Annotated in this window: 16 protein-coding genes and 3 pseudogenes; 10 read left to right on the plus strand and 9 right to left on the minus strand. The window is 69.4% G+C overall.

What is annotated here, in order from left to right; all coding sequences use genetic code 11:
• Positions 1 to 158: 158 nt before the first annotated feature.
• Entirely contained in the window at positions 159 to 2096 is a 1938-nt protein-coding gene (locus ACFWBW_RS13335) for an APC family permease (protein WP_385371411.1), read from the minus strand.
• Between the two features lie 134 nt (positions 2097 to 2230).
• A complete protein-coding gene (locus ACFWBW_RS13340; protein ID WP_385371414.1) occupies positions 2231 to 2962 on the minus strand; it encodes a GNAT family N-acetyltransferase in 732 nt (243 codons plus the stop codon).
• A gap of 1067 nt (positions 2963 to 4029) precedes the next feature.
• On the opposite strand from ACFWBW_RS13340, the pseudogene ACFWBW_RS13345 reads away from it, so the two are divergent.
• Together ACFWBW_RS13345 and ACFWBW_RS13350 are read left to right on the plus strand one after the other, a co-directional pair.
• Positions 4030 to 4401, plus strand: a pseudogene (locus ACFWBW_RS13345) (SDR family NAD(P)-dependent oxidoreductase); the annotation flags it as partial.
• A gap of 31 nt (positions 4402 to 4432) precedes the next feature.
• Positions 4433 to 4720, plus strand: a pseudogene (locus ACFWBW_RS13350) (alpha/beta fold hydrolase); the annotation flags it as partial.
• A 363-nt stretch (positions 4721 to 5083) separates the two neighbouring features.
• Here ACFWBW_RS13350 and ACFWBW_RS13355 read toward each other — a convergent pair.
• Positions 5084 to 5404: a hypothetical protein gene (locus ACFWBW_RS13355; protein WP_385371416.1), complete on the minus strand. Its 321-nt coding sequence runs from the start codon at positions 5402 to 5404 to the stop codon at positions 5084 to 5086.
• Between the two features lie 54 nt (positions 5405 to 5458).
• Here ACFWBW_RS13355 and ACFWBW_RS13360 point away from each other — a divergent pair, with 54 nt between their 5' ends.
• The gene (locus tag ACFWBW_RS13360; protein WP_385371419.1) at positions 5459 to 6190 is read left to right on the plus strand and encodes a MerR family transcriptional regulator; all 732 of its coding nucleotides are present in this window, start codon (positions 5459 to 5461) and stop codon (positions 6188 to 6190) included.
• A 25-nt stretch (positions 6191 to 6215) separates the two neighbouring features.
• Here ACFWBW_RS13360 and ACFWBW_RS13365 read toward each other — a convergent pair whose 3' ends face one another.
• On the minus strand, positions 6216 to 6902 hold the full coding sequence (locus tag ACFWBW_RS13365; RefSeq protein ID WP_385371422.1) for a response regulator: 687 nt from the start codon (positions 6900 to 6902) through the stop codon (positions 6216 to 6218).
• Positions 6903 to 7260: 358 nt separating this feature from the next.
• Here ACFWBW_RS13365 and ACFWBW_RS13370 point away from each other — a divergent pair.
• Positions 7261 to 8220: pseudogene (locus ACFWBW_RS13370) on the plus strand (hemolysin family protein); the annotation flags it as partial.
• Between the two features lie 57 nt (positions 8221 to 8277).
• On the opposite strand, the gene ACFWBW_RS13375 reads toward ACFWBW_RS13370, so the two are convergent.
• From ACFWBW_RS13375 to ACFWBW_RS13395, 5 genes are all read right to left on the minus strand, one after another.
• Positions 8278 to 8598 (minus strand): GNAT family N-acetyltransferase, encoded by a 321-nt coding sequence (locus ACFWBW_RS13375; RefSeq protein WP_385371668.1) that lies wholly within the window; start codon positions 8596 to 8598, stop codon positions 8278 to 8280.
• Positions 8514 to 8891, minus strand: a complete 378-nt coding sequence (locus ACFWBW_RS13380; protein ID WP_385371425.1) for a hypothetical protein — start codon at positions 8889 to 8891, stop codon at positions 8514 to 8516. Before ACFWBW_RS13380 ends, ACFWBW_RS13375 begins: the two co-directional genes overlap by 85 nt.
• Before the next feature lie 141 nt (positions 8892 to 9032).
• Positions 9033 to 9839: an SDR family NAD(P)-dependent oxidoreductase gene (locus ACFWBW_RS13385; protein WP_385371428.1), complete on the minus strand. Its 807-nt coding sequence runs from the start codon at positions 9837 to 9839 to the stop codon at positions 9033 to 9035.
• Between the two features lie 275 nt (positions 9840 to 10114).
• Positions 10115 to 12262, minus strand: coding sequence for a potassium-transporting ATPase subunit KdpB (gene kdpB / locus ACFWBW_RS13390; RefSeq protein ID WP_385371431.1), 2148 nt, complete (start codon positions 12260 to 12262; stop codon positions 10115 to 10117).
• Between the two features lie 210 nt (positions 12263 to 12472).
• Entirely contained in the window at positions 12473 to 14386 is a 1914-nt protein-coding gene (locus ACFWBW_RS13395; RefSeq protein ID WP_385371435.1) for an APC family permease, read from the minus strand.
• A 244-nt stretch (positions 14387 to 14630) separates the two neighbouring features.
• On the opposite strand from ACFWBW_RS13395, the gene kdpF (ACFWBW_RS13400) reads away from it, so the two are divergent.
• The 6 genes from kdpF (ACFWBW_RS13400) (at position 14631) to kdpB (ACFWBW_RS13425) (ending at position 19640) form a co-directional block, all read left to right on the plus strand.
• The gene (kdpF, locus tag ACFWBW_RS13400; RefSeq protein WP_385371438.1) at positions 14631 to 14720 is read left to right on the plus strand and encodes a K(+)-transporting ATPase subunit F; all 90 of its coding nucleotides are present in this window, start codon (positions 14631 to 14633) and stop codon (positions 14718 to 14720) included.
• Positions 14721 to 14781: 61 nt separating this feature from the next.
• Entirely contained in the window at positions 14782 to 15543 is a 762-nt protein-coding gene (locus ACFWBW_RS13405) for a DUF4118 domain-containing protein (protein ID WP_385371441.1), read from the plus strand.
• Between the two features lie 88 nt (positions 15544 to 15631).
• Positions 15632 to 15787, plus strand: a complete 156-nt coding sequence (locus ACFWBW_RS13410; protein ID WP_351374610.1) for a hypothetical protein — start codon at positions 15632 to 15634, stop codon at positions 15785 to 15787.
• On the plus strand, positions 15784 to 15873 hold the full coding sequence (kdpF, locus tag ACFWBW_RS13415) for a K(+)-transporting ATPase subunit F (protein ID WP_351374607.1): 90 nt from the start codon (positions 15784 to 15786) through the stop codon (positions 15871 to 15873). The genes ACFWBW_RS13410 and kdpF (ACFWBW_RS13415) overlap by 4 nt, the downstream gene beginning before the upstream one ends.
• A 6-nt stretch (positions 15874 to 15879) precedes the next feature.
• A complete protein-coding gene (gene kdpA, locus ACFWBW_RS13420) occupies positions 15880 to 17544 on the plus strand; it encodes a potassium-transporting ATPase subunit KdpA (RefSeq protein ID WP_385371445.1) in 1665 nt (554 codons plus the stop codon).
• The gene (kdpB, locus tag ACFWBW_RS13425) at positions 17541 to 19640 is read left to right on the plus strand and encodes a potassium-transporting ATPase subunit KdpB (protein WP_385371448.1); all 2100 of its coding nucleotides are present in this window, start codon (positions 17541 to 17543) and stop codon (positions 19638 to 19640) included. Before kdpA ends, kdpB (ACFWBW_RS13425) begins: the two co-directional genes overlap by 4 nt.
• The last annotated feature ends 8 nt before the right edge of the window (positions 19641 to 19648 follow it).

Consider the following 19648-nt stretch of genomic DNA (forward strand, 5'->3'; position numbering starts at 1 on the left):
AGAAGGGATGAGAAGCCCACCCCCCCAAAGAAAGAGTCGGGTCGGGGGAAGGAGGTGGGGGGGAGACAAAGAAGGGGCAAAAGAATAAAGACCCCCGCCAACCCCCCCCCGGGGGGAGGTCCCTCCGGGATTCCTGTCGGCGTCTTGACGCGAAGGGGTCAGCCGGCGTGGACGTGGGGGCGGCGGGTCCGGTCGGGTTCGGCCTCGCGGATGACCTCGCGGGTGACGGGGGCGACTTCGCCTTGGCCGAAGAGGAAGAAGCGGAGGAAGTTGGCCATCGGGTTGCCCTCGGTCCACTCGAAGTAGATGTGGGGGCGCTGTCCGGTCTCGTCGCGTACGTGGAGGAGGAACGCGGCCAGGGCGTTGGGGATGCTGGAGCTCTCCAGGGTCAGGACCCGGTAGCGGCCGTGGAGTACCTCGCCGCGGACCCGCATGCCGGATTCGAACTCGGACGCGTCCAGGACCGTGACCTCGACGAACATGACGTCGTCCCCGGCGGGGATGTCGTTGTCCGCGCGGATCTGCTCCTTCTTCTGCCGGTACTCGTCGAGGTCCCGGTTGTCGGGCTCGTTGGCGATGAAGCGGATCGTGCGGTTGGAGGTGTCGCGGATGAAGCGAGCCGCCATGTCGTCCAGTTCGACGTCCGTGACGCGCAGCTCGAAGACGCGGGCCAGGCGGGACAGCAGCGAGAGGGCCATGATGCCGGCGATGAAGCACGCGCCGATCTTCACGCCGTCGGGGCGTTCGACGACGTTGACGGCCGTGGTGTAGATGAAGACCGCCGAGATGACGCCGAAGCCGATGGTCCAGCCCCGCTCTCCCGCCCGGCGGGCGGCGATGGTCACGGCGACGGCGGCCGAAGTGATCAGGACGAGCACACCGGTGGCGTACGCGCCGCCCTGGGCGTCCACGTCGGCATCGAAGATCCAGGTCACCAGGAACGCGACGAGGGTGAAGACGATGACCATCGGGCGCAGGGCCCGGGCCCACTGCGGTGCCATGCCGTAGCGGGGCAGGTAGCGCGGCATCAGGTTGAGCAGGCCGGCCATCGCGGAGGAGCCCGCGAACCACAGGATCAGGATCGTGGAGATGTCGTAGACCGTGCCGAAGGCCGATCCCAGGTGCTCGTGCGCGAGGTAGGCCAGCGCCCGTCCGTTGGCCTCGCCGCCCGGCTTGAACTCGTCGGCCGGGATGAGCAGCGTGGTGATGAAGCTGGAGCAGATCAGGAAGACGCTCATGATGATGGCCGCGGTCGTCAGCAGCTTCTTGGCCCCGCGGATCCGGCCGGCCGGCTTGGCCTCGGTGTCCTCGGGGTCGCCCTTGACGTGCGGCATGACCGCGACACCGGTCTCGAATCCGGACAGGCCGAGCGCGAGCTTCGGGAAGACGATGAGGGCGATGGCGATCATCATGAACGGGTTGCCGTGCTCGGTGGTCAGCGCGGTCGTCCAGTCGGTGACGACGTGCGGCTCGGTGACGACGTTCCACAGGCCGACGGCCACCACGACGACGTTCAGGCCCAGGTAGGTGACCACCAGGACCACCGCCACGCCGATGGCCTCGCTGAACCCCTTGAGGAAGACGGCTCCCAGCAGCGCGATCATGATCAAAGTGATCAGTACTTCGTGACCGTGGAGGGTACTGGTGAGGTGCGGGTTCTCCACCAGGTGCGCGGTGGCGTCCGCGGCGGAGAGGGTGATGGTGATCAGGAAGTCGGTCGCCGCGAACCCGAGCAGGGTCAGGACGAACAGCTTGCCCTTCCAGAACGTCAGCAGCCGCTCCAGCATGGCGATGGAGCCCTCGCCGTTCGGGCTTTCCTCCGCGACCCGCCGGTAGACGGGCAGCGCACCGAACAGGGTGAGCAGCACGAGCACGATGGTCGCCAGCGGCGACAGCAGGCCGGCTGCCAGCGCCGCGATGCCGGGCTGGTAGCCGAGGGTGGAGAAGTAGTCGAGACCCGTCAGGCACATGACCCGCCACCACGGCCGGCCGTGCGGCTGGGCCGCCGCCTCCTTCGCGGCGGGCGAACTGTTCTCGGCGGTCAAGCCTTCCAGCATCCACGCCCGCAGGCGCGACGTGCGGGCAGGGGTGGCCATCGTGGTGGGCTCCTGTCGTACGGCAAAGAATCAGCCATCGACGTCGACGGCTGAGCAAGCGTACGCAGCCTGATCACTTATGCCCGCAGTTGAGCCAATCCTGACGCGTCCTTAACGCGCACCCTCCCGATGGCTTAGTGGACGTACTCCCGCTGCAACCGGAACCCCGCCTGCCAGGCGAGCAGTCGGCTGGTCCGGTTCTCCCGGGAGCAGGACCAGCTCGCCGTCCGGCCGCGGGCGGCGACGTCCTCGCACAGAGCACTCACGCAGGCCAGCGCCAGGTGCTGACCGCCGTGGCCCGGGGCAGCGTGGACGGCGATGTCCTCGTACCGGCTGCCCAGGACGTACGTACACGCCACCGCGAGGAGCTGCCCGCGGCGGAAGGCGCCCCAAGCGGCTGCCGATCCGGCGAGTCCGTGGGGCCCGCCCCACGTCGCGTGGATCCAGGACGCCTCGGGCGCGAGCCCGGCCAGCGCCGGGGCGTCCTCGGCCGTCAGCCGCCGTACGGCCACACTGCGCGGCGGATGCACCGGCAGCGAGGGTGCCTCCTTGACGTAAACCATCCGTTCCCCCGGGACGACCCGGGAGAAGACGGCGCACATCGCCCGGCGGAAGTGTTCCGGAGCCTCGACACAGCTCGCCGCCACGGAGCCGAGGGTGCTCAAGGGGACTCCCCTCGGGTCGCCCCGCAAGACGACGTGGTCTGCGCACGAGACGGCCATGATCCGGGGCGCCACGTGCCGGTCGGCCCACCAGTGGCCGTTCCCCGTAGCCAGGACGTGCTCGGCGAGGGCCGCGACCCCGGATGCCCCGGCGGGAAACCAACGGATGAGGGAGGGAAGGCCGGAAGGGTCGAGCTCGATCACGGGTATGCCACCTCACAGGACAGGCAGAAACGGAGGGCGGGGGCGGCCCGGACGGGGGCCGCCCCGCAAGGGAGCCGGCGGAGTGTGGATCAGCGCCGGCCGGCCTGGAACGGCCGTGGTCAGAGGGTGGGGAGGAACCTGCGGACGGCCGGTCTTCGGCACGGCCGGCCGCAGGGTCTCTATCGGCGCCGGAGCGCCCGGAGAACAGCTCGGCACGCGGTCGGCGGCGCCGGATGCGGCGGCCGGTCGTCGTGGCGATGGCCCAGGTCCATGTCATCCATCCAACTGCCCGGTTGGGCTGCGCTCAAGGGCTCATATGCGCAATTGACACCGCCCTGACGAAACTCGTCCGAGGCCGTCCGAGCCCGTCCCCAGGCCGGGATGGCCGGCACCGGCTTGATACCGATGACCGGCGGGCCGCCCGCCGGCCAGAACACGCGAGCCGCCCGGCCTCCGTATCCCCCACCGGAGGCCGGGCGGCTCATGTGTTGTGCGACGGCTGACCGGCACGCGGTCGCAGCGGTCCGTACCCCCACGGTGGGACCCTGCGTTTCGCCGGCGGTGTTCAGGTCACCGCCCTCCAGCCGCGTGCCACCGGACCCGTCGTCCGGTTCCGTCGCGACACCAGTCTGTGCACATCCGGCGGCCGCGCGGGCACTTCCTGACGTGTTCCTTGCGCACGTTGATCGATCTTTGACGCGGCCCTGATGACGTGCACGAATACGCCTGCCGAGCCGTCACCCGACGCACGTCAGAGGGCCGTCAAAACCGGCCGGGGATCTTGCCGCCGCATCCCCGATGCGCTGGGATGGGGGCATGAACAGCGGTCCGCGCTACGACGATCGGCCACCTCATCAGGTGCAGCCGACGGCGCCCGCTGTCCGCCCGGCCTTCTGACACGTCGGCCGCGCGTCCTCCACGTACCTGCTGCCAGCCCCCTTGAAGGGCGCTGGTCGAAGCTTCGTACGCGTCTTTACCTTCACCGCGTGATCTGAGCCCACGCTCCGCCTTCCGACGGGGCGCCGGGCGCGTCAGTCATGCCCGTTTCCATGACCCAGGAATCCGACATGCCTTCAACCCTGTCCGGACGTACCGTCCTCGTCACCGGCGCCACTTCCGGCATCGGCTACGAGACCGCCCGCCAACTCGCAGAGCGCGGCGCCACCGTCCTCCTCCACGGCCGCACCCCCGAGGAGGCCCAGGCCGCCACCGACCGGCTGATCGCCACCGCCGGCATCGACGGAACCCGCCTCACGCCCCTCGCTGCCGACTTCGCCCGCTTGGAGGAAGTCGAGAACCTCGCCCACGCCGTCGTACGCGAACACCCGCGCCTGGGCGTGCTCGTCAACAACGCGGCCATCGCCGCGCCCGAGCGGCACACCCTCACCGGCGACGGCAACGAGATCGCCTTCCAGATCAACTTCCTCGCCCACTACCTCCGGCGGCCACCTGTCCTGGTACGGCACATGGCTGAGCGAGGTCCTCGACACCGCTGCCGCGACCGGGCCCGTGGTGGTGATCGGACACTCCTTCGGCGCCGCCATCGCCCTGTCCAGTCCGGCACCCCGCATCGACCGGCTCGTGCTCGTCTCCCCCGGCGGACTGGGAAGGCTCCGCCTCACACCCGGGCTGCTCGCCGTCTCCGCCGCCTGGTTCGTCCGACCGACTCCGGCGCGCAGCACTCGGCTCCTGCGGGCCATGCTCGCTCCCGGCCACGAGCCCCGCGAGGAACTGGTGGAGTGGATGACGCTGGTCGCCACCATCGCTCAAGTGGAGCTCCCGGCGCGGCAGACCTCCCCGCACGTGCCGTTCCCCGACTGGTCACCACGGGAGCGCACGACACCTTCCTGCCACCGCGACGACTCGCCACGGCGGTCCGCGCCATGCTCGACACCGATCTGCACGTCCTTCCAGACGCCGGCCACCTCGTGGTCGAGGAACACCCCAGCCGGCTGGCAGCCCTCGTACGAGCCTGAGCCTCGAGCACGACGGTGTCCCCGCCGTCCTCATCCTGACCGGATCGCATGAGTATGGGCCGTGGCAGGCAACGCCTGCCCTGTCGATGACGGCTCGTACTTCGCGGTCGCGAGCCGAACCCGATGGCTGCGGCCTGGAGCGCCGCTACAGCAGCCGGTCGAATCCGTCATCCCCGAGCCCGTCGACCGGTGCCTTCAGCAGCCGAGCCAGTTCGATCCCGGCCTCGTCGTACCCGGCGTCGGAGATCCGTTGCAGCTCCCGCAGGTCGCCGTTCCCGGTCGCGCGTCGAGTGAGCAGGAACCCGGCGTGCATGCATCCCTCGTCCAGCAGCTCACTCAGCTCCCCGAGGTCACCGGCCGCGTCGGCGAGGTCGGCCAGCCGCTCCGCGGCGGCCTCGTTGCCCTCGTCGGCCAGCTCGCGCAAGGTGTCCCGATCGAAGTTCGTGTTCGTGTTCGTGTTCGCCATGACCCCATGCTGCGACCCTGCCCCAGGGGAAAGGTCAAGTGGGACGATGGCCGGGTGATCACCATTGGACAGCTGGCGAAGTACGTCGGAGTGTCGGTCAAGACCGTCCGCGTCTATCACGACAAGGGGCTTCTCCCCGAGCCGGACCGCGACGCGTCCGGCTACCGGCGGTACGGCGCGAACGACGCCATCAGCCTGATCAAGATCCGGACGCTCGCCGAAGCCGGCGTCCCTCTGGCCCGGATCCGGGATCTGACATCGGCGACCGACGAGGAGTTCCAGCAGGCACTGCACGAGATCGACGTCGCCCTCACCGCCCGCATCGAAGGCTTGCGGGCCGCGCAAGGGCGCCTGCGCCGGCTCACCGCCGGGCACCTGGCACCCGTACCCACCGAGGTTGGCGACCATCTGGAGCACCTGGCCGGCTGGGGCTTCACACCTCGATGGGTGGAACTCCAACGCGACCTGTGGATCCTCGTGTTCGCCACCCATGCCGACCTCGCGATCACGCTGTTCCGCGACCAGGCGGACAGCCTGGCGAACCCGGTGCTACGACAGCTCTACCTCGACTACGACCACGCGCACGACCTCGATGCCGACGACCCCCGCATCGATGACCTCGCCCGCCGGATCGTCGCGGCCACCCGGGAACGCTACGGACCCGACGAGCTGCCCGGGCTGGATACGGCCTCCGAGATCCCCGCCCTCATCCAGGGCACGGTCAACGCCTCGTCCCCGGCCTGGCAGCGACTCGACACCCTCATTCGCGCACAGCTGCAGGTGTGACCAGCTCCCATCTGCTTCGGCGCACTCACGCATCGAAGCGGTACCCCATGCCGGGGGCGGTAATCAGATGGCGCGGGTGGGACGGGTCCGCTTCCAGCTTCCGCCTGAGGTGGGCCATGTACACCCGGAGGTAGTTGGTCTGCGTTCCGTAGGAGGAACCCCAGACCTCCTGAAGTAGCCGCCGCTGGCTGACGAGCCGGCCCCGGTTGCGGATCAGGACCTCCAGGAGGTGCCATTCCGTCGGCGTGAGCCGGATGTTCTTCCCTCCGCGTCTGGCCTTCTTCGCGACCAGGTCGACGGTGAACTCCGCGGTCTCGACGAAGGCTCCGTCCGAGTCGGCCGAGTCGTTGGCCCGCGTGCGCCGGGTGACGGCTCCCAGGCGGGCCAGCAGCTCGTCCATGCTGAAGGGCTTGGTGATGTAGTCGTCGGCGCCCGCGTCCAGTGCCCGGATCTTCTCCTCGGAGCCGTGACGGGCGGAGACCACCAGGACCGGCACCGGCGACCACACGCGCAGCCGCTTGAGCACCTCGATCCCGTCCATGTCGGGCAGCCCGAGGTCGAGCAGCACCACGTCCGGGCGGCGGGTCGCCACGGCGTCCAACGCCGTGCCCCCGTCCTGCGCGCAGTCCACGTCATGGTTCCGCGCCTTCAGATTGATGACCATCAACCGCGCGAGCTGCGGCTCGTCATCCACCACCAGCACCCGGGCCATCGGCGTACCGCCTTCCTGTCGTCGGTCAGCTCGATGAAACAGCGGTATCCCGGCCGTATCGGCACTCCTTGACAACGTCCATACGGCGAGGGGTGCGGCCTTGACGACACCCATACGGCATGTCGGTCCCGGAGACCAGGCAGGGGACGATCGGGGCCTCTGAATCGCCCTAGGAAAAACATTTGCCTGCCCTTTACGATGGCCTCGGGGAACACGTCCCCACCAGGCATCCCACAGCCGGACCCCCGAGGTCCGCGGATTGAAGAAGGAGCAGCAGACCCGCAATGGGTGAACCTCCCAGTACGAGCCGTGCCACGCCTTGCCCGCAGATTCTGAGCCGGGGAGCGGGGGTGGCACGGTGACCGAAGTCCTGCTGCTTCTTCTCGCGCTGGCTCTGACGCTGGCGTGCGCGGTGTTCGTAGCCGCCGAGTTCTCTCTCACCACCGTCGAGCGCAGTGAGCTCGAACGGGCCGCGAAGGCCGGTGAGCGGGGCGCCGAAGGTGCCCTGAAGGCCGCCAAGCGCCTGACCTTCCAGTTGTCCGGTGCCCAGCTGGGCATCACGGTGACCTCGCTGGTCATCGGCATGCTCGCCGAGCCGTCCGTCTCCGCCCTGCTACGAGGCCCCCTGCAGGCCGTCGGCCTGCCCGCCGGGGCCGTATCCACCACGGCGACCCTGCTGGGCGTGGCCCTGTCGACGGTCGTGCTGATGGTGGTGGGCGAGCTGGTTCCGAAGAACTGGGCGATCTCGCACCCGCTGGGCGTCGCGAAGGTCGTCGCCGGCCCGCAGCGCGCCTTCACGGCCGCGTTCGCGCCGCTGATCCGGCACCTGAACAACACCGCGAACCGCCTGGTGCGGCGCTTCGGCCTGGAGCCCGCCGAGGAGCTGGCCTCCGCGCGCACCCCGGAGGAGCTGGTCGCGCTCGTCCAGCACTCCGCCCGCGAGGGCGCGATCGAGGCCGACTCGGCCGCGCTGTTCGTCAAGACCCTGCACCTGGCCGAGCTGACCGCGGAGAACGTCATGACTCCGCGCGTGGACGTACAGGCCTTGGAAGCCCACGCCACCGCCGCCGACGCGGCGAACCTGACGCTGGCCACCGGCATCTCCCGCTTCCCGGTCTACCGAGACAGCCTGGACCACGTGATCGGCACCCTCCACATCCGCGACGTCCTCGCCCTGGAGGAGGACAAGCGCGACGGCACCCCGGTCACGGACCTGATCACGGAGCCCCTGCTGGTGCCGCACTCCCTGACTGTGGACCGGCTGCTCGGACGGCTGCGCAAGACCCGCACCATGGCCGTGGTCATCGACGATGCTGGCCCGGACCGGTACACACCCTGGCCGCTAGGTTCGCCGGTCAGGAGGTCGCGTACGAACTCACGCTGCCTCGGCCTGCCCGCTGAGCCCCAGACGGCGAGCGGAACCCGTCCCGTAGTGGACGTACTCGCGGGTCAGGCGGAACCCGGCAAGCCAGGCCAGGAGCCGGCTGGGGCGGTTGTCGCGGGAGCAGGTCCAGCTGGGTGTGCGGCCGCGGGCGGCGATGTCCTGGCAGAGGGCGGTGACGCAGGCGAGTGTGAGGTGTTGCCGACGGTGGCCGGGGTCAGCCAGGGCGGCTACGTCCTCGTACTGGCTGTGATGCTGGGGGCCGGGCGGGCCGGCATGGCGGGCGCCTGGTGTACGTAGACCATGCGCTCCCACGGGTCGATGCGACGGAAGGCGCCACCGAGGACGGGCAGGAACCGGGCCGGGGCTTCGATGTAGCCGCCCGCGAACGGAGCGAGAGCCTCCGGAGTCAGCCCGCCCGGGTCTCCGCGCAGCAGGACGTGCTCCCCGCTGGAGACCGCGACGGCCCGCGGATTCACGGGACGGTCCGCCCACCAACGGCCGTTGCCGGTGGTGATGACGTGCTCGGGGAGAGCTGCGACACCGGGGGCCCCGCCAGGGAACCAGCGGGCCAGGGCGGGCAGACGGGAGGGAAGGAGCTCGATCACGACGGATGCCGCCTAGGTCGGAGAGGAAGAGAGAGGCGGGGGCGGCCCGGGGCGATAGGCCGCCCCCGCGGGGAACCGGCGCTGGTGAGCGTCAGCGCCGGCCGGCCTCGCGGCCGGGATGGGCCGGGTACGCGGACGACGTCAGGCGGAGTGCCCGACGAGCAGGTCGGCGAGCTTGTTCAGTCGCCTGACCGTGCGTTCCTCGGTCGCGCCGACGGCGGGATCCATCTGCTCGCCGCGGTCGTAATAGGCACCGTTGACAATCTCGACGGCCGGGTCGCACAGCCGCGCGACGTGGGCGGCGCCCTCGGACGGCGTCGCGCCCTCGAATCCGTACAGCGGCCTCAGTGTGGTCTCGCAGACGCCCGGGTTGACGGAGACGGCGGTGACGCGGGGGTCGGCGGCGAAGACGGTGAGCGCGAGCTGCGACTGCGCGTAGGCGGCGAGGGGCGCGTAACGGCGGGTCCGGTTGGGGTCGTTCCAGGTGATCGACGCGGTGAGGTGCATCGAGGAGGAGACGTTGACGACCCGGCCGCCCGTGCCGTTGGTGAGTGCCGGTTCGAGCAGGTTCGTCAGCAGGTAGTGGGCGAGGAAGTTGACCTGGAAGGTGAGCTCGTTGCCGTCCGGGGTGATCGTGTGGCGCTCGGGGGCTGCGACGGCCGCGTTGTTGACCAGGGCGTCAAGGTGCGGGTGTCCGGTGATGACCCGGTTGGCGAGCCGTTCGACCTCTTCGAGGTGCGCGAAATCCGCCGCGCACGGCCGCAGGAGTTCCGCGTCGACGTCGGCGGTGGCGATGAGTCGCTTCACCGCGGCCCGGGCCTCTTCCGGGGTGCGGCCGTGGAGGAGGACGGTTGCGCCGCACTCGGCGAGCAGGCGCGCCGTCTCGTAGCCGATGCCGGAGGTGGCGCCGGTGACCATGATGGTCCGGCCGGACAGGAAGGAAGACATGAATGGTTCCAGGGGAAAGGCACGGCGGCGAACGGCCCGGTGGTCCGGGCGGTGGCCGTGGCCGTGCGGTGGGTCCCGTCTTGGTACGGGCGTGGACGTGCGCGGCCGTCAACGGGCTCTAGCGCACGGGAAGGCGAACAGGTTGCGGACCGGGCTGCGCCGGATGCGGCGGCCGGTCGTCATGGAGCAGACCGATGTTCACGTCATCCATCCAACTGGCCCGCGGGTGAGACCTCAAGCGCCATGACGGCACTCTGATGAGCCCTTGATGGATTTCACCCGAGCCCGGGGATCATGGACACCACCAGGTCGATGAGCTTGATGCCGACGAACGGCAGGACCAGGCCGCCGAAGCCGTAGACAGCCAGGTTCCGGCGCAGCAGGTCGTGGGCGGAGGCCGGCTTGTAGCGGACTCCGCGCAGGGCGAGGGGGATGAGGGCGACGATGATCAGCGCGTTGAAGATGATCGCCGAAGTGATCGCCGAGGTAGGGCTGCTCAGGCCCATGATGTTGAGGGCTTCGAGGCCCGGGTAGGCGGCCGTGAACATCGCGGGGATGATCGCGAAGTACTTCGCCACGTCGTTCGTGATCGAGAAGGTCGTGAGTGCGCCGCGTGTGATGAGGAGTTGCTTGCCGATCTCGACGATGTCGATGAGCTTGGTGGGGTTGGAGTCGAGGTCCACCATGTTCCCGGCCTCCTTGGCGGCCGAGGTGCCGGTGTTCATCGCCACGCCCACGTCCGCCTGTGCCAGCGCCGGGGCGTCGTTCGTGCCGTCACCGGTCATGGCGACGAGCTTTCCGCCCTCCTGCTCCCGCTTGATGAGCGCGAGCTTGTCCTCCGGGGTGGCCTCGGCGAGGTACTCGTCGACGCCGGCCTCGGCCGCGATGGCGCGGGCCGTCAGCTCGTTGTCACCGGTCACCATGACCGTACGGATCCCCATGCTGCGGAGCTCCGCGAAGCGCTCCCGGATGCCCTCCTTGACCACGTCCTTGAGGTGGATGATCCCGAGGACCCGGGGTCCGTCCCAGTCGTGGACCGCCACCAGCAACGGGGTTCCCCCTGACTCGGACACCGCGGCCGACCACTCGGCGGCTTCGGAGGACACCGTCCCGCCGCGCGCCACCACCCAGTCGCAGACCTGCTTCACCGCGCCCTTGCGGATGGCGCAGCCGGCTCCGTTGGCCCAGCTCAGGTTGATGCCGCTCATCCGGGTGCGGGCGCTGAACTCAGTGAACCGCGGGTTGCTGAGGTCCTGTTGGGCGGTCGGCTGAAGTCCGTACTGTCGGGCGAGCGCGACGACCGACCGGCCCTCGGGGGTCTCGTCGGCGAGGGAGGCCAGCTGGGCGGCGTCCGCGAGCTTGATGTGGTCGATGCCGGGGAGCGGGATGAAGGAGGTGGCCTCGCGGTTTCCGAGGGTGATGGTGCCGGTCTTGTCGAGAAGCAGGGTGTTCACGTCACCGGCCGCCTCGACTGCGCGCCCGCTCATCGCGACGACGTTGCGCTGGACGAGGCGGTCCATGCCAGCGATGCCGATCGCCGAGAGCAGGGCGCCGATGGTGGTGGGGATGAGCGTGACAAGGAGGGCCACCAGGACGGTGGTGGTCTGGGCGGCGCCCGCGTACGCGGCCATCGGCTGGATGGAGACCACGATCAGGATGAAGATGACCGTGAGGGCGGCCAGCAGGATGTTGAGCGCGATCTCGTTCGGGGTCTTCTGCCGGGACGCGCCCTCGACCAGCGCGATCATCCGGTCCATGAAGCTCTGCCCTGGGCGCGAGGTGACGCGTACGACGATCGAGTCGGAGAGCACGGTGGTTCCACCCGTGACACCGCTGCGATCGCCGCCGGCTTCCCGGATCACCGCCGCCGATTCGCCGGTCACGGCGGATTCGTCGACGGCCGCGGCACCGTCGATGACGTCGCCGTCCGCCGGGATCAGCTCCCCCGCCTCCACCAGGACGACGTCCAGGGGTTGCAGCTCGCTCGGGGCGACGGCCTCCGTCTCGGCGTTCCGCGGGTTCGTGCCGTACGTCCAGTGCCGCAGCCGCAGCGCGACGGTGTCGGTACGGGCCTTGCGCAGCGACTCGGCCTGGGCCCGGCCGCGGCCTTCGGCGACTGCCTCGGCGAAGTTGGCGAAGATCACCGTCAGCCAGAGCCAGACGCTGATCACCCAGGTGAAGACCGACGGGTGGAAGAGCGCCGAGAGCGTGGTCAGTACGGAGCCGACCGCGACGACGAACAGCACGGGCTTTCGGATCAGTTCACGGGGTTGGAGCTTGCGCAGGGCCTCCCGGAGGGAGGCTCCCGGCCGTATCGACTCCAGCAGGGGCCCTCTGCGGGGGCGCCTTTGGGGCGGCCTGTTGACCGGAGCCGGGGACGGGGACGGGACGGGAGGTACCTGCCGGGTGGCGGCGGGAGACATGAGAGTGAGAGACCTTCTGGTCGATTCGGCACAGCCGGAAGGAGGTGTGCACCGCCGGGGATCCGTCCCGTGTGGGACCCCCTCCGGCTCGTCGCGTGACGTTGGGATCCCCGGCGGTGGAACGAGCAGGAACCTACCGGTCGTCATGACACTGGCGGCCCTGCCCAGCCTGAAATTGGTGCCGTCTTGACGGCGGTACGGTGAATCGCGTCAGGACTCCGTGAACGGGGCATCAAGGAGTACCTGTTCGGTCTGCGGCGCGCCGAGGCGGAAGCGCAGTCGGCAGATCGCGGCGTCGGTGTCGCGGCGGACGGCGTGGGCCACGACGGAGCCGCGCTGGTTCTGGAGCATCCGCTGCCACAGGTGGGCGGGTTCGGTCTCCGGGATGAGCACGGTGACCTGGGTGCCCGCGTGGGTCTGCGCCAGCTTGCGGACGTACGCCGATATCGGGCGGCCCAACGCACGCTTCTCCGAAGGGAGTTCGATGAGTTCCACGCCGGGGTTCCACAGCTCCCAGTCCCGACGGAGGGCGTCGGCCGACTGCCGGTCCTCATCCGTGCGGTGGGTGACCGTGACCGCCAGGACTTCGTCGCCGAGCGAACGGGCGGCGGTGAGGGCCTGGCAGGTCAGACGGGACAGCCCCGATACGGGAACCACGACCAGCGAGTGTGCCCGGTGCGGCGGCTGCGGGACGCGGCCCAGTTCGAGGCGTTCCCCGATCTCGGCATACGCGCGGTGGACCTTCTCGAAGCCGAGGACGATCAGGGGCAGGGCGAGGACGATCAGCCAGGCGCCCTCGGTGAACTTGGTGGCCGTGACGACCACCGCGGAGACGCCGGTCAGCAGGGCGCCGAAGCCGTTGAGTGCGGCCTTCGCCTGCCAGCCCTTCGGGCGCTCTCCGTACCAGTGCAGGACCATGCCGACCTGGCAGATGGTGAAGCCGACGAAGACGCCGATCGCGAAGAGCGGGACGAGGGTGTTGGTGTCACCGCCGGAGAAGACGAGGAGTGCGGCCGAGACGAGCGCAAGCCAGACGACACCGTGGCGGTGCACCTGTCGGTCGGCCTTGAGCGCGAAGAAGTGCGGCATGTGGTTATCGCGGGCCAGCAGGCTCATCAGGACGGGCAGCCCGCCGAAGGAAGTGTTCGCGGCGAGCGCGAGGAGCACCATCGTGGCGAACTGGACCACGTAGAAGGCCGCGTTGTGCCCGAACGAGGCATCCGCCAGCTGGGCGAGGACGGTCACGCCCTCCACCGGCTGGAGGTGGAAGCGGCCGATGAGGATCGACAGGCCGATCAGCATCACGCCGAGGAGAGCGCCAAGGGCGACCTCGGTGCGCTGCGCGCGGCGGGCGGCCGGGGCGCGGAAGGACGGCACCGCGTTGGCCACGGCCTCGACGCCCGTCAGGGCCGAGCAGCCGGCCGCGAAGGCCTTCAGGAGCAGGAGCGCGCCGACGGTGGTGGCGCCCTCGCCGAGCGCGGAGGCGTGACCGGCGGCGGAGGCGGTGCTGACGGGGCCGTCGCGGAAGAGGCCCACGGTGATCATCGCGAGGATCGAGCCGACGAAGAGCGCGGTCGGTAGGAGGAAGGCCTTGGCGGAGTCGACGACCCCGCGCAGGTTCACGGCGGTGACCAGGACCAGAACCGCGAGGCAGATCCAGACGCGCTCGCCGTGCAGGTCCGGGAAGGCCGAGGTCAGCGCGGCCACGCCGGCGGTGACGGACACCGCGACGTTGAGCACGTAGTCGAGGATCAGCGAGGCGGCGGCGACCAGGCTCGTACGCCGGCCCAGGTGCCGCTTGGCGACGGCGTAGGAACCACCGCCGTCGGGGAAGGCGGCGATCACCTGGCGGTACGAGGCCACCAGTACGGCGAGGAGTGCGGCGATCGCGAGGGTGACCGGGAGGGTGAACCCCATCCCGTACGCACCGGCGGCGGCCAGGACGAGGACGATCGACTCCGGGCCGTACGCGACGGAGGCCATCGCGTCGAGCGACAGCGCGGCCAGGCCCTGCACGGCCGTCAGCTTGTGCCGGTCCCCCGTCACGATCGCGCCGGTATCAGGGGGCTCCTCCTGGCCCGGCCCCTGATCTGCCGTGGTCGCTTTTCCTACCTGTATGGCCATGTCGCCGTTCCCTCCGAATGAGCAAAGTGAGGACAGCGTCGAAGGCGTACGGCGTGGCCGCCAGCACTCTTGGCGTGATCCATACGGCCACCCCGCCACTCTTCACGCGATCCATACGAGTCGGGGTGCGGACGGCGTCAGAGCTCCGTCAAGAGGCGGTGTCGCACGTTGCGTGGGCGCCACGGAGGGGCAGCCTTGATGGAGGTGGAACATTCACGACCAGGGCAAACAGGAGAAGGATCTGATGAACGCGGAGAACGTGGTCGGACTGGTGATCGCCCTCGCACTGCTCGGCTATCTCGTCTTCGCTCTGATCAAGCCCGACAGGTTCTGAAAAGGCGCTTTCTGAACGGCACTCCGCGTCACGATCGGCTCGTCCGGACGGGAGGCATCACATGTCCGGGTACTGGTGGTTCCGGCTCCGCGACCGCATCGCCCTGGTCGCGGCCCTCGTCGCTCCCTTCTTGGTGGCGCTCGTCCTCGTGCCCTTCCGTACGGGTCTTTCCGCAACGAACGAGGCGCTGATCCTGGTCGTCGCGGTGGTCGCCGTGGCTGCCCTGGGCAGCCGGGTGGCGGGAGCGGTGGCCGCTCTCTCGGCGGCGGCCTGGTTCGACTTCTTCCTGACCAGGCCCTACCAGCGGTTCACCATCTCCGACCGCGCGGACATCGAGACGGCCGTCCTCCTGCTCGTCGTCGGCCTGATCGTCTCGCAGCTCGCCGTACGCGCCCGCCGCCTCCAAGCGGTCGTGGTCACCGACACCGCCCACCTGTCGAGCCTCCAGGGCACCGCCCGCCTCGCCGAGGACGGCGGCTCACCGGATGCGGTGGTCGAGTACGTGCGCCGGGAGCTGGTGGGCCTGCTGGGGCTCCGCGGCTGCCGTTTCGAGTACGGGACCTTGATGGGGAACCTGCCGCGCCTGGAACACGGCGGCGGCGTGTGGCTGCGCAGTCCGGGGCGGATCACGGAGTACGCGGACTGGCCCGACGGTGCGACCGAGCTGCGGGCCGTCGGAGGCGGGCACTACTACGGCCGCTTCCTCCTCGACCCGTACCCCGGCCGGCCCCTTCCGCCCGAGGAAGCCCGCCTGGTGGCCGTCGCGCTGGCCGCGCAGGCCGGTTCCGCTCTGGACTCTGCCGGCCTCTCCCACCAGGGCTGATCCGCTCGTCGACGGCCTTTCCCGTAAGGGCGGCGTTAAGAGTTCCGGTGCGCCCGTAAGGAGCCCGTCAAGGCGTCTTAACGCCGGGGTGAAGACACGGTTATCTCGTCATCGGCCATCTGGCCGATTCACCAACTTCCTCTTCACTCAGGAGCTCACGATGGCCGACCTGGCCTTCGTCGTCACCACGGTCGCGGTGTTCGCGCTGGTGGCTCTCATCGCCCGAGGGGTGGCCAAGCTGTGACCGTCGAGAACATCGTCGGCCTCGTCGTGGCCGTCTCCCTGCTGGGTTACCTCATCCTCGCCCTTGTGTACCCGGAGAGGTTCTAGCCACCGATGAGCCCCGTACTCGCTGGTGTGCTCCAGCTCCTCGCACTGATCGCCGCGCTCGCACTGGCCTACCGCCCCCTGGGCGACTACATGGCCAAGGTCTACTCCTCCGAGAAGCACTACAAGCCGGAGAAGTGGATCTACAAGGCCATCGGCGCCAACCCGTCGGCCGAAATGCGCTGGCCCGCCTACCTGCGCGGCGTTCTCGCCTTCTCCGCCGTGAGCGTCCTCTTCCTCTACGGCCTGCAGCGGGCCCAGGGCATCCTGCCCGGCTCGCTCGGCTTCTCCGCGATCGACCCGGACCAGGCCTTCAACACGGCCGCGTCCTTCGTCGCGAACACCAACTGGCAGTCGTACTACGGCGAGCAGGCCATGGGCCACGTCGTCCAGACCGGCGGCCTGGCGGTGCAGAACTTCGTCTCCGCCGCCGTGGGCATGGCCGTCGCCGTCGCTCTCGTACGGGGCTTCGCGCGCTCCCGCACCGGCGAACTCGGCAACTTCTGGTCGGACCTGGTGCGCGGCACCGTCCGCATCCTGCTGCCGATCTCCGTGATCGGCGCGATCATCCTGGTCGCCTGCGGTGTCATGCAGAACTTCGCCGGCATCCACGAGGTCGGCCAGTTCATGGGCGGCACCCAGCAGTGGAACGGCGGTGCGGTCGCCTCGCAGGAGGTCATCAAGGAGCTGGGCACGAACGGCGGCGGCTACTTCAACGCCAACTCGGCCCACCCCTTCGAGAACCCGACGCCGTTCTCGAACCTCTTCGAGATCTTCCTGATCCTGGTCATCCCCTTCGCGATGACCCGCACCTTCGGCCGCATGGTCGGAAACCTGCGCCAGGGCTACGCGATCCTCGCGACGATGGGCATCATCTGGATCGTCTTCACCGGTCTGATGATGTGGACCGAGTTCAACCACCACGGCCCGGCGCTCGACGCGGCCGGCGGGGCGATGGAGGGCAAGGAGACCCGGTACGGCATCGCCGCCTCCTCGATCTTCTCCGTCGCGACCACCCTCACTTCCACGGGTGCGGTCAACTCCTTCCACTCCTCCTACACCGGCCTCGGCGGCGGCATCCAGCTCCTGGGCATGCAGCTCGGCGAGATCGCGCCCGGCGGCGTCGGCTCCGGCCTCTACGGCATGCTGATCATGGCGATCATCGCGGTGTTCATCGCCGGCCTGATGGTCGGCCGCACCCCCGAGTACCTCGGCAAGAAGATCGGCACCCGCCAGATCAAGTTCGCGGCCTGCTACATCCTCATCACCCCGGCCCTGGTCCTGTGCTTCACCGCGGCGGCCATGGCGCTGCCCACCCCGGGCAACTCGATGACGAACTCCGGGGCGCACGGATTCTCCGAGATCCTCTACGCCTACACCTCGGGCGCCAACAACAACGGCTCCGCCTTCGCGGGCCTGAACGCCGACACGCAGTGGTTCAACAGCACCATCGGCATCGCGATGCTGCTGGGCCGCTTCCTGCCGATGGCGTTCGTCCTCGCGCTGGCCGGCTCGCTCGCCGAGCAGAAGCCCGTCCCCGAGACGGCGGGCACGCTCCGCACGGACAAGCCGCTCTACGCGGGCCTGCTCGTCGGCACGATCATCATCATCACCGGTCTGACCTACTTCCCGGCCCTGGCGCTGGGACCGCTCGCCGAAGGGCTCGCATCATGAGCACCGCCACACCCACCAGGGCTCCGCACCAGGACGTGCCCACCGGCCACAAGCCGGACTCCGGGCGCGTGGGCGGCGGCCTCTTCGACCCGAAGCAGCTGCTGAAGTCCTTCCCCGACGCGGTGCGCAAGCTCGACCCGCGCGTCATGATCAAGTCGCCGGTCATGTTCGTCGTCCTCATCGGCTCGGTCGTCACCACGGTGCTGGCGATCAAGGACCCGACGGACTGGTTCGGCTGGGCCATCACGGCCTGGCTGTGGCTGACCACGATCTTCGCCAACCTCGCCGAGGCCGTCGCGGAGGGCCGCGGCAAGGCTCAGGCCGACACGCTGCGCAAGGCCAAGACCGACACCGTCGCCCGCCGGCTCAACGGCTCGGTGGAAGAGCAGGTGCCGGGGACGGAGCTTCGTATCGGCGACCTCGTGGTCTGCGAGGCCGGCGACATCATCCCCGGCGACGGCGACGTCGTCGAAGGCGTCGCCTCCGTCGACGAATCCGCCATCACCGGCGAGTCCGCTCCGGTGATCCGCGAGTCGGGCGGCGACCGCTCGGCCGTCACGGGCGGCACGAAGGTGCTCTCCGACCGGATCGCCATCAAGATCACGACGAAGCCCGGCGAGACCTTCATCGACCGCATGATCGCCCTCGTCGAGGGCGCGGCCCGGCAGAAGACGCCCAACGAGATCGCACTGAACATCCTGCTGGCCTCGCTGACCATCGTCTTCCTGCTGGCCGTCGTCACCCTGCAGCCGTTCGCGATCTACGCGGGCGCCGAGCAGTCGATGATCGTCCTCACCGCACTCCTCGTCTGTCTGATCCCGACCACCATCGGCGCCCTGCTCTCCGCCATCGGCATCGCCGGCATGGACCGGCTCGTGCAGCGCAACGTCCTGGCCATGTCCGGCCGTGCGGTGGAGGCAGCGGGCGACGTCTCGACGCTCCTCCTCGACAAGACCGGCACCATCACCCTCGGCAACCGCCAGGCCGCCGAGTTCGTACCCGTCAAGGGCACCACCGAGGCCGAGCTGGCGGACGCCGCCCAGCTGTCCTCCCTCGCGGACGAGACCCCCGAGGGCCGCTCCATCGTCGTCCTCGCCAAGGGCAAGTACGGCCTGCGCGAACGCAACCAGGGCGAGCTGACGCACGCCACTTGGATCGAGTTCACCGCCCAGACCCGCATGTCGGGCGTGGACGTCGACGGGAAGCAGACCCGCAAGGGGGCGACCGGCTCGGTCGTCGCATGGGTCAAGGAGCAGGGCGGTCAGGTCGCCGAGGACGCGCAGGCGCTCACGGACCGCATCTCCCAGGCCGGTGGTACTCCGCTGCTGGTGGCGGTCAAGGACGACAAGGGTGCCCGGGTCCTGGGTGTCATCCACCTCAAGGACGTGGTCAAGGAGGGCATGCGCGAACGCTTCGACGAGCTGCGGCGCATGGGCATCAAGACCATCATGATCACCGGCGACAACCCGCTGACTGCCAAGGCCATCGCCGAAGAAGCGGGCGTGGACGACTTCCTGGCGGAAGCCACCCCCGAGGACAAGATGGCCCTGATCAAGCGGGAGCAGGCGGGCGGCAAGCTCGTCGCCATGACGGGCGACGGTACGAACGACGCCCCGGCCCTCGCCCAGGCGGACGTCGGCGTCGCGATGAACACCGGCACCTCGGCCGCCAAGGAGGCCGGGAACATGGTGGACCTGGACTCCAACCCCACCAAGCTCATCGAAATCGTGGAGATCGGCAAGCAGTTGCTGATCACCCGCGGCGCGCTGACCACCTTCTCCATCGCCAACGACGTCGCGAAGTACTTCGCGATCATCCCGGCCATGTTCGCGGTGGTCTACCCGGGCCTGGACAAGCTCAACATCATGGGCCTGACCTCTCCGGAATCGGCGATCCTCTCCGCGGTCATCTTCAACGCGCTGATCATCATCGCCCTGGTCCCGCTCGCCCTGAAGGGCGTCCAGTACCGGCCCACCAGCGCGGACAAGATGCTCCGCCGGAACCTGGGGCTGTACGGCGTGGGCGGTCTGATCGCCCCGTTCATCGGCATCAAGGTCATCGACATGCTCATCTCCCTCATCCCCGGCCTCTCCTGATTAGGAAC

It is taken from the genome of Streptomyces sp. NPDC059957 (assembly GCF_042730015.1).
Classification (GTDB): Bacteria; Actinomycetota; Actinomycetes; order Streptomycetales; family Streptomycetaceae; genus Streptomyces.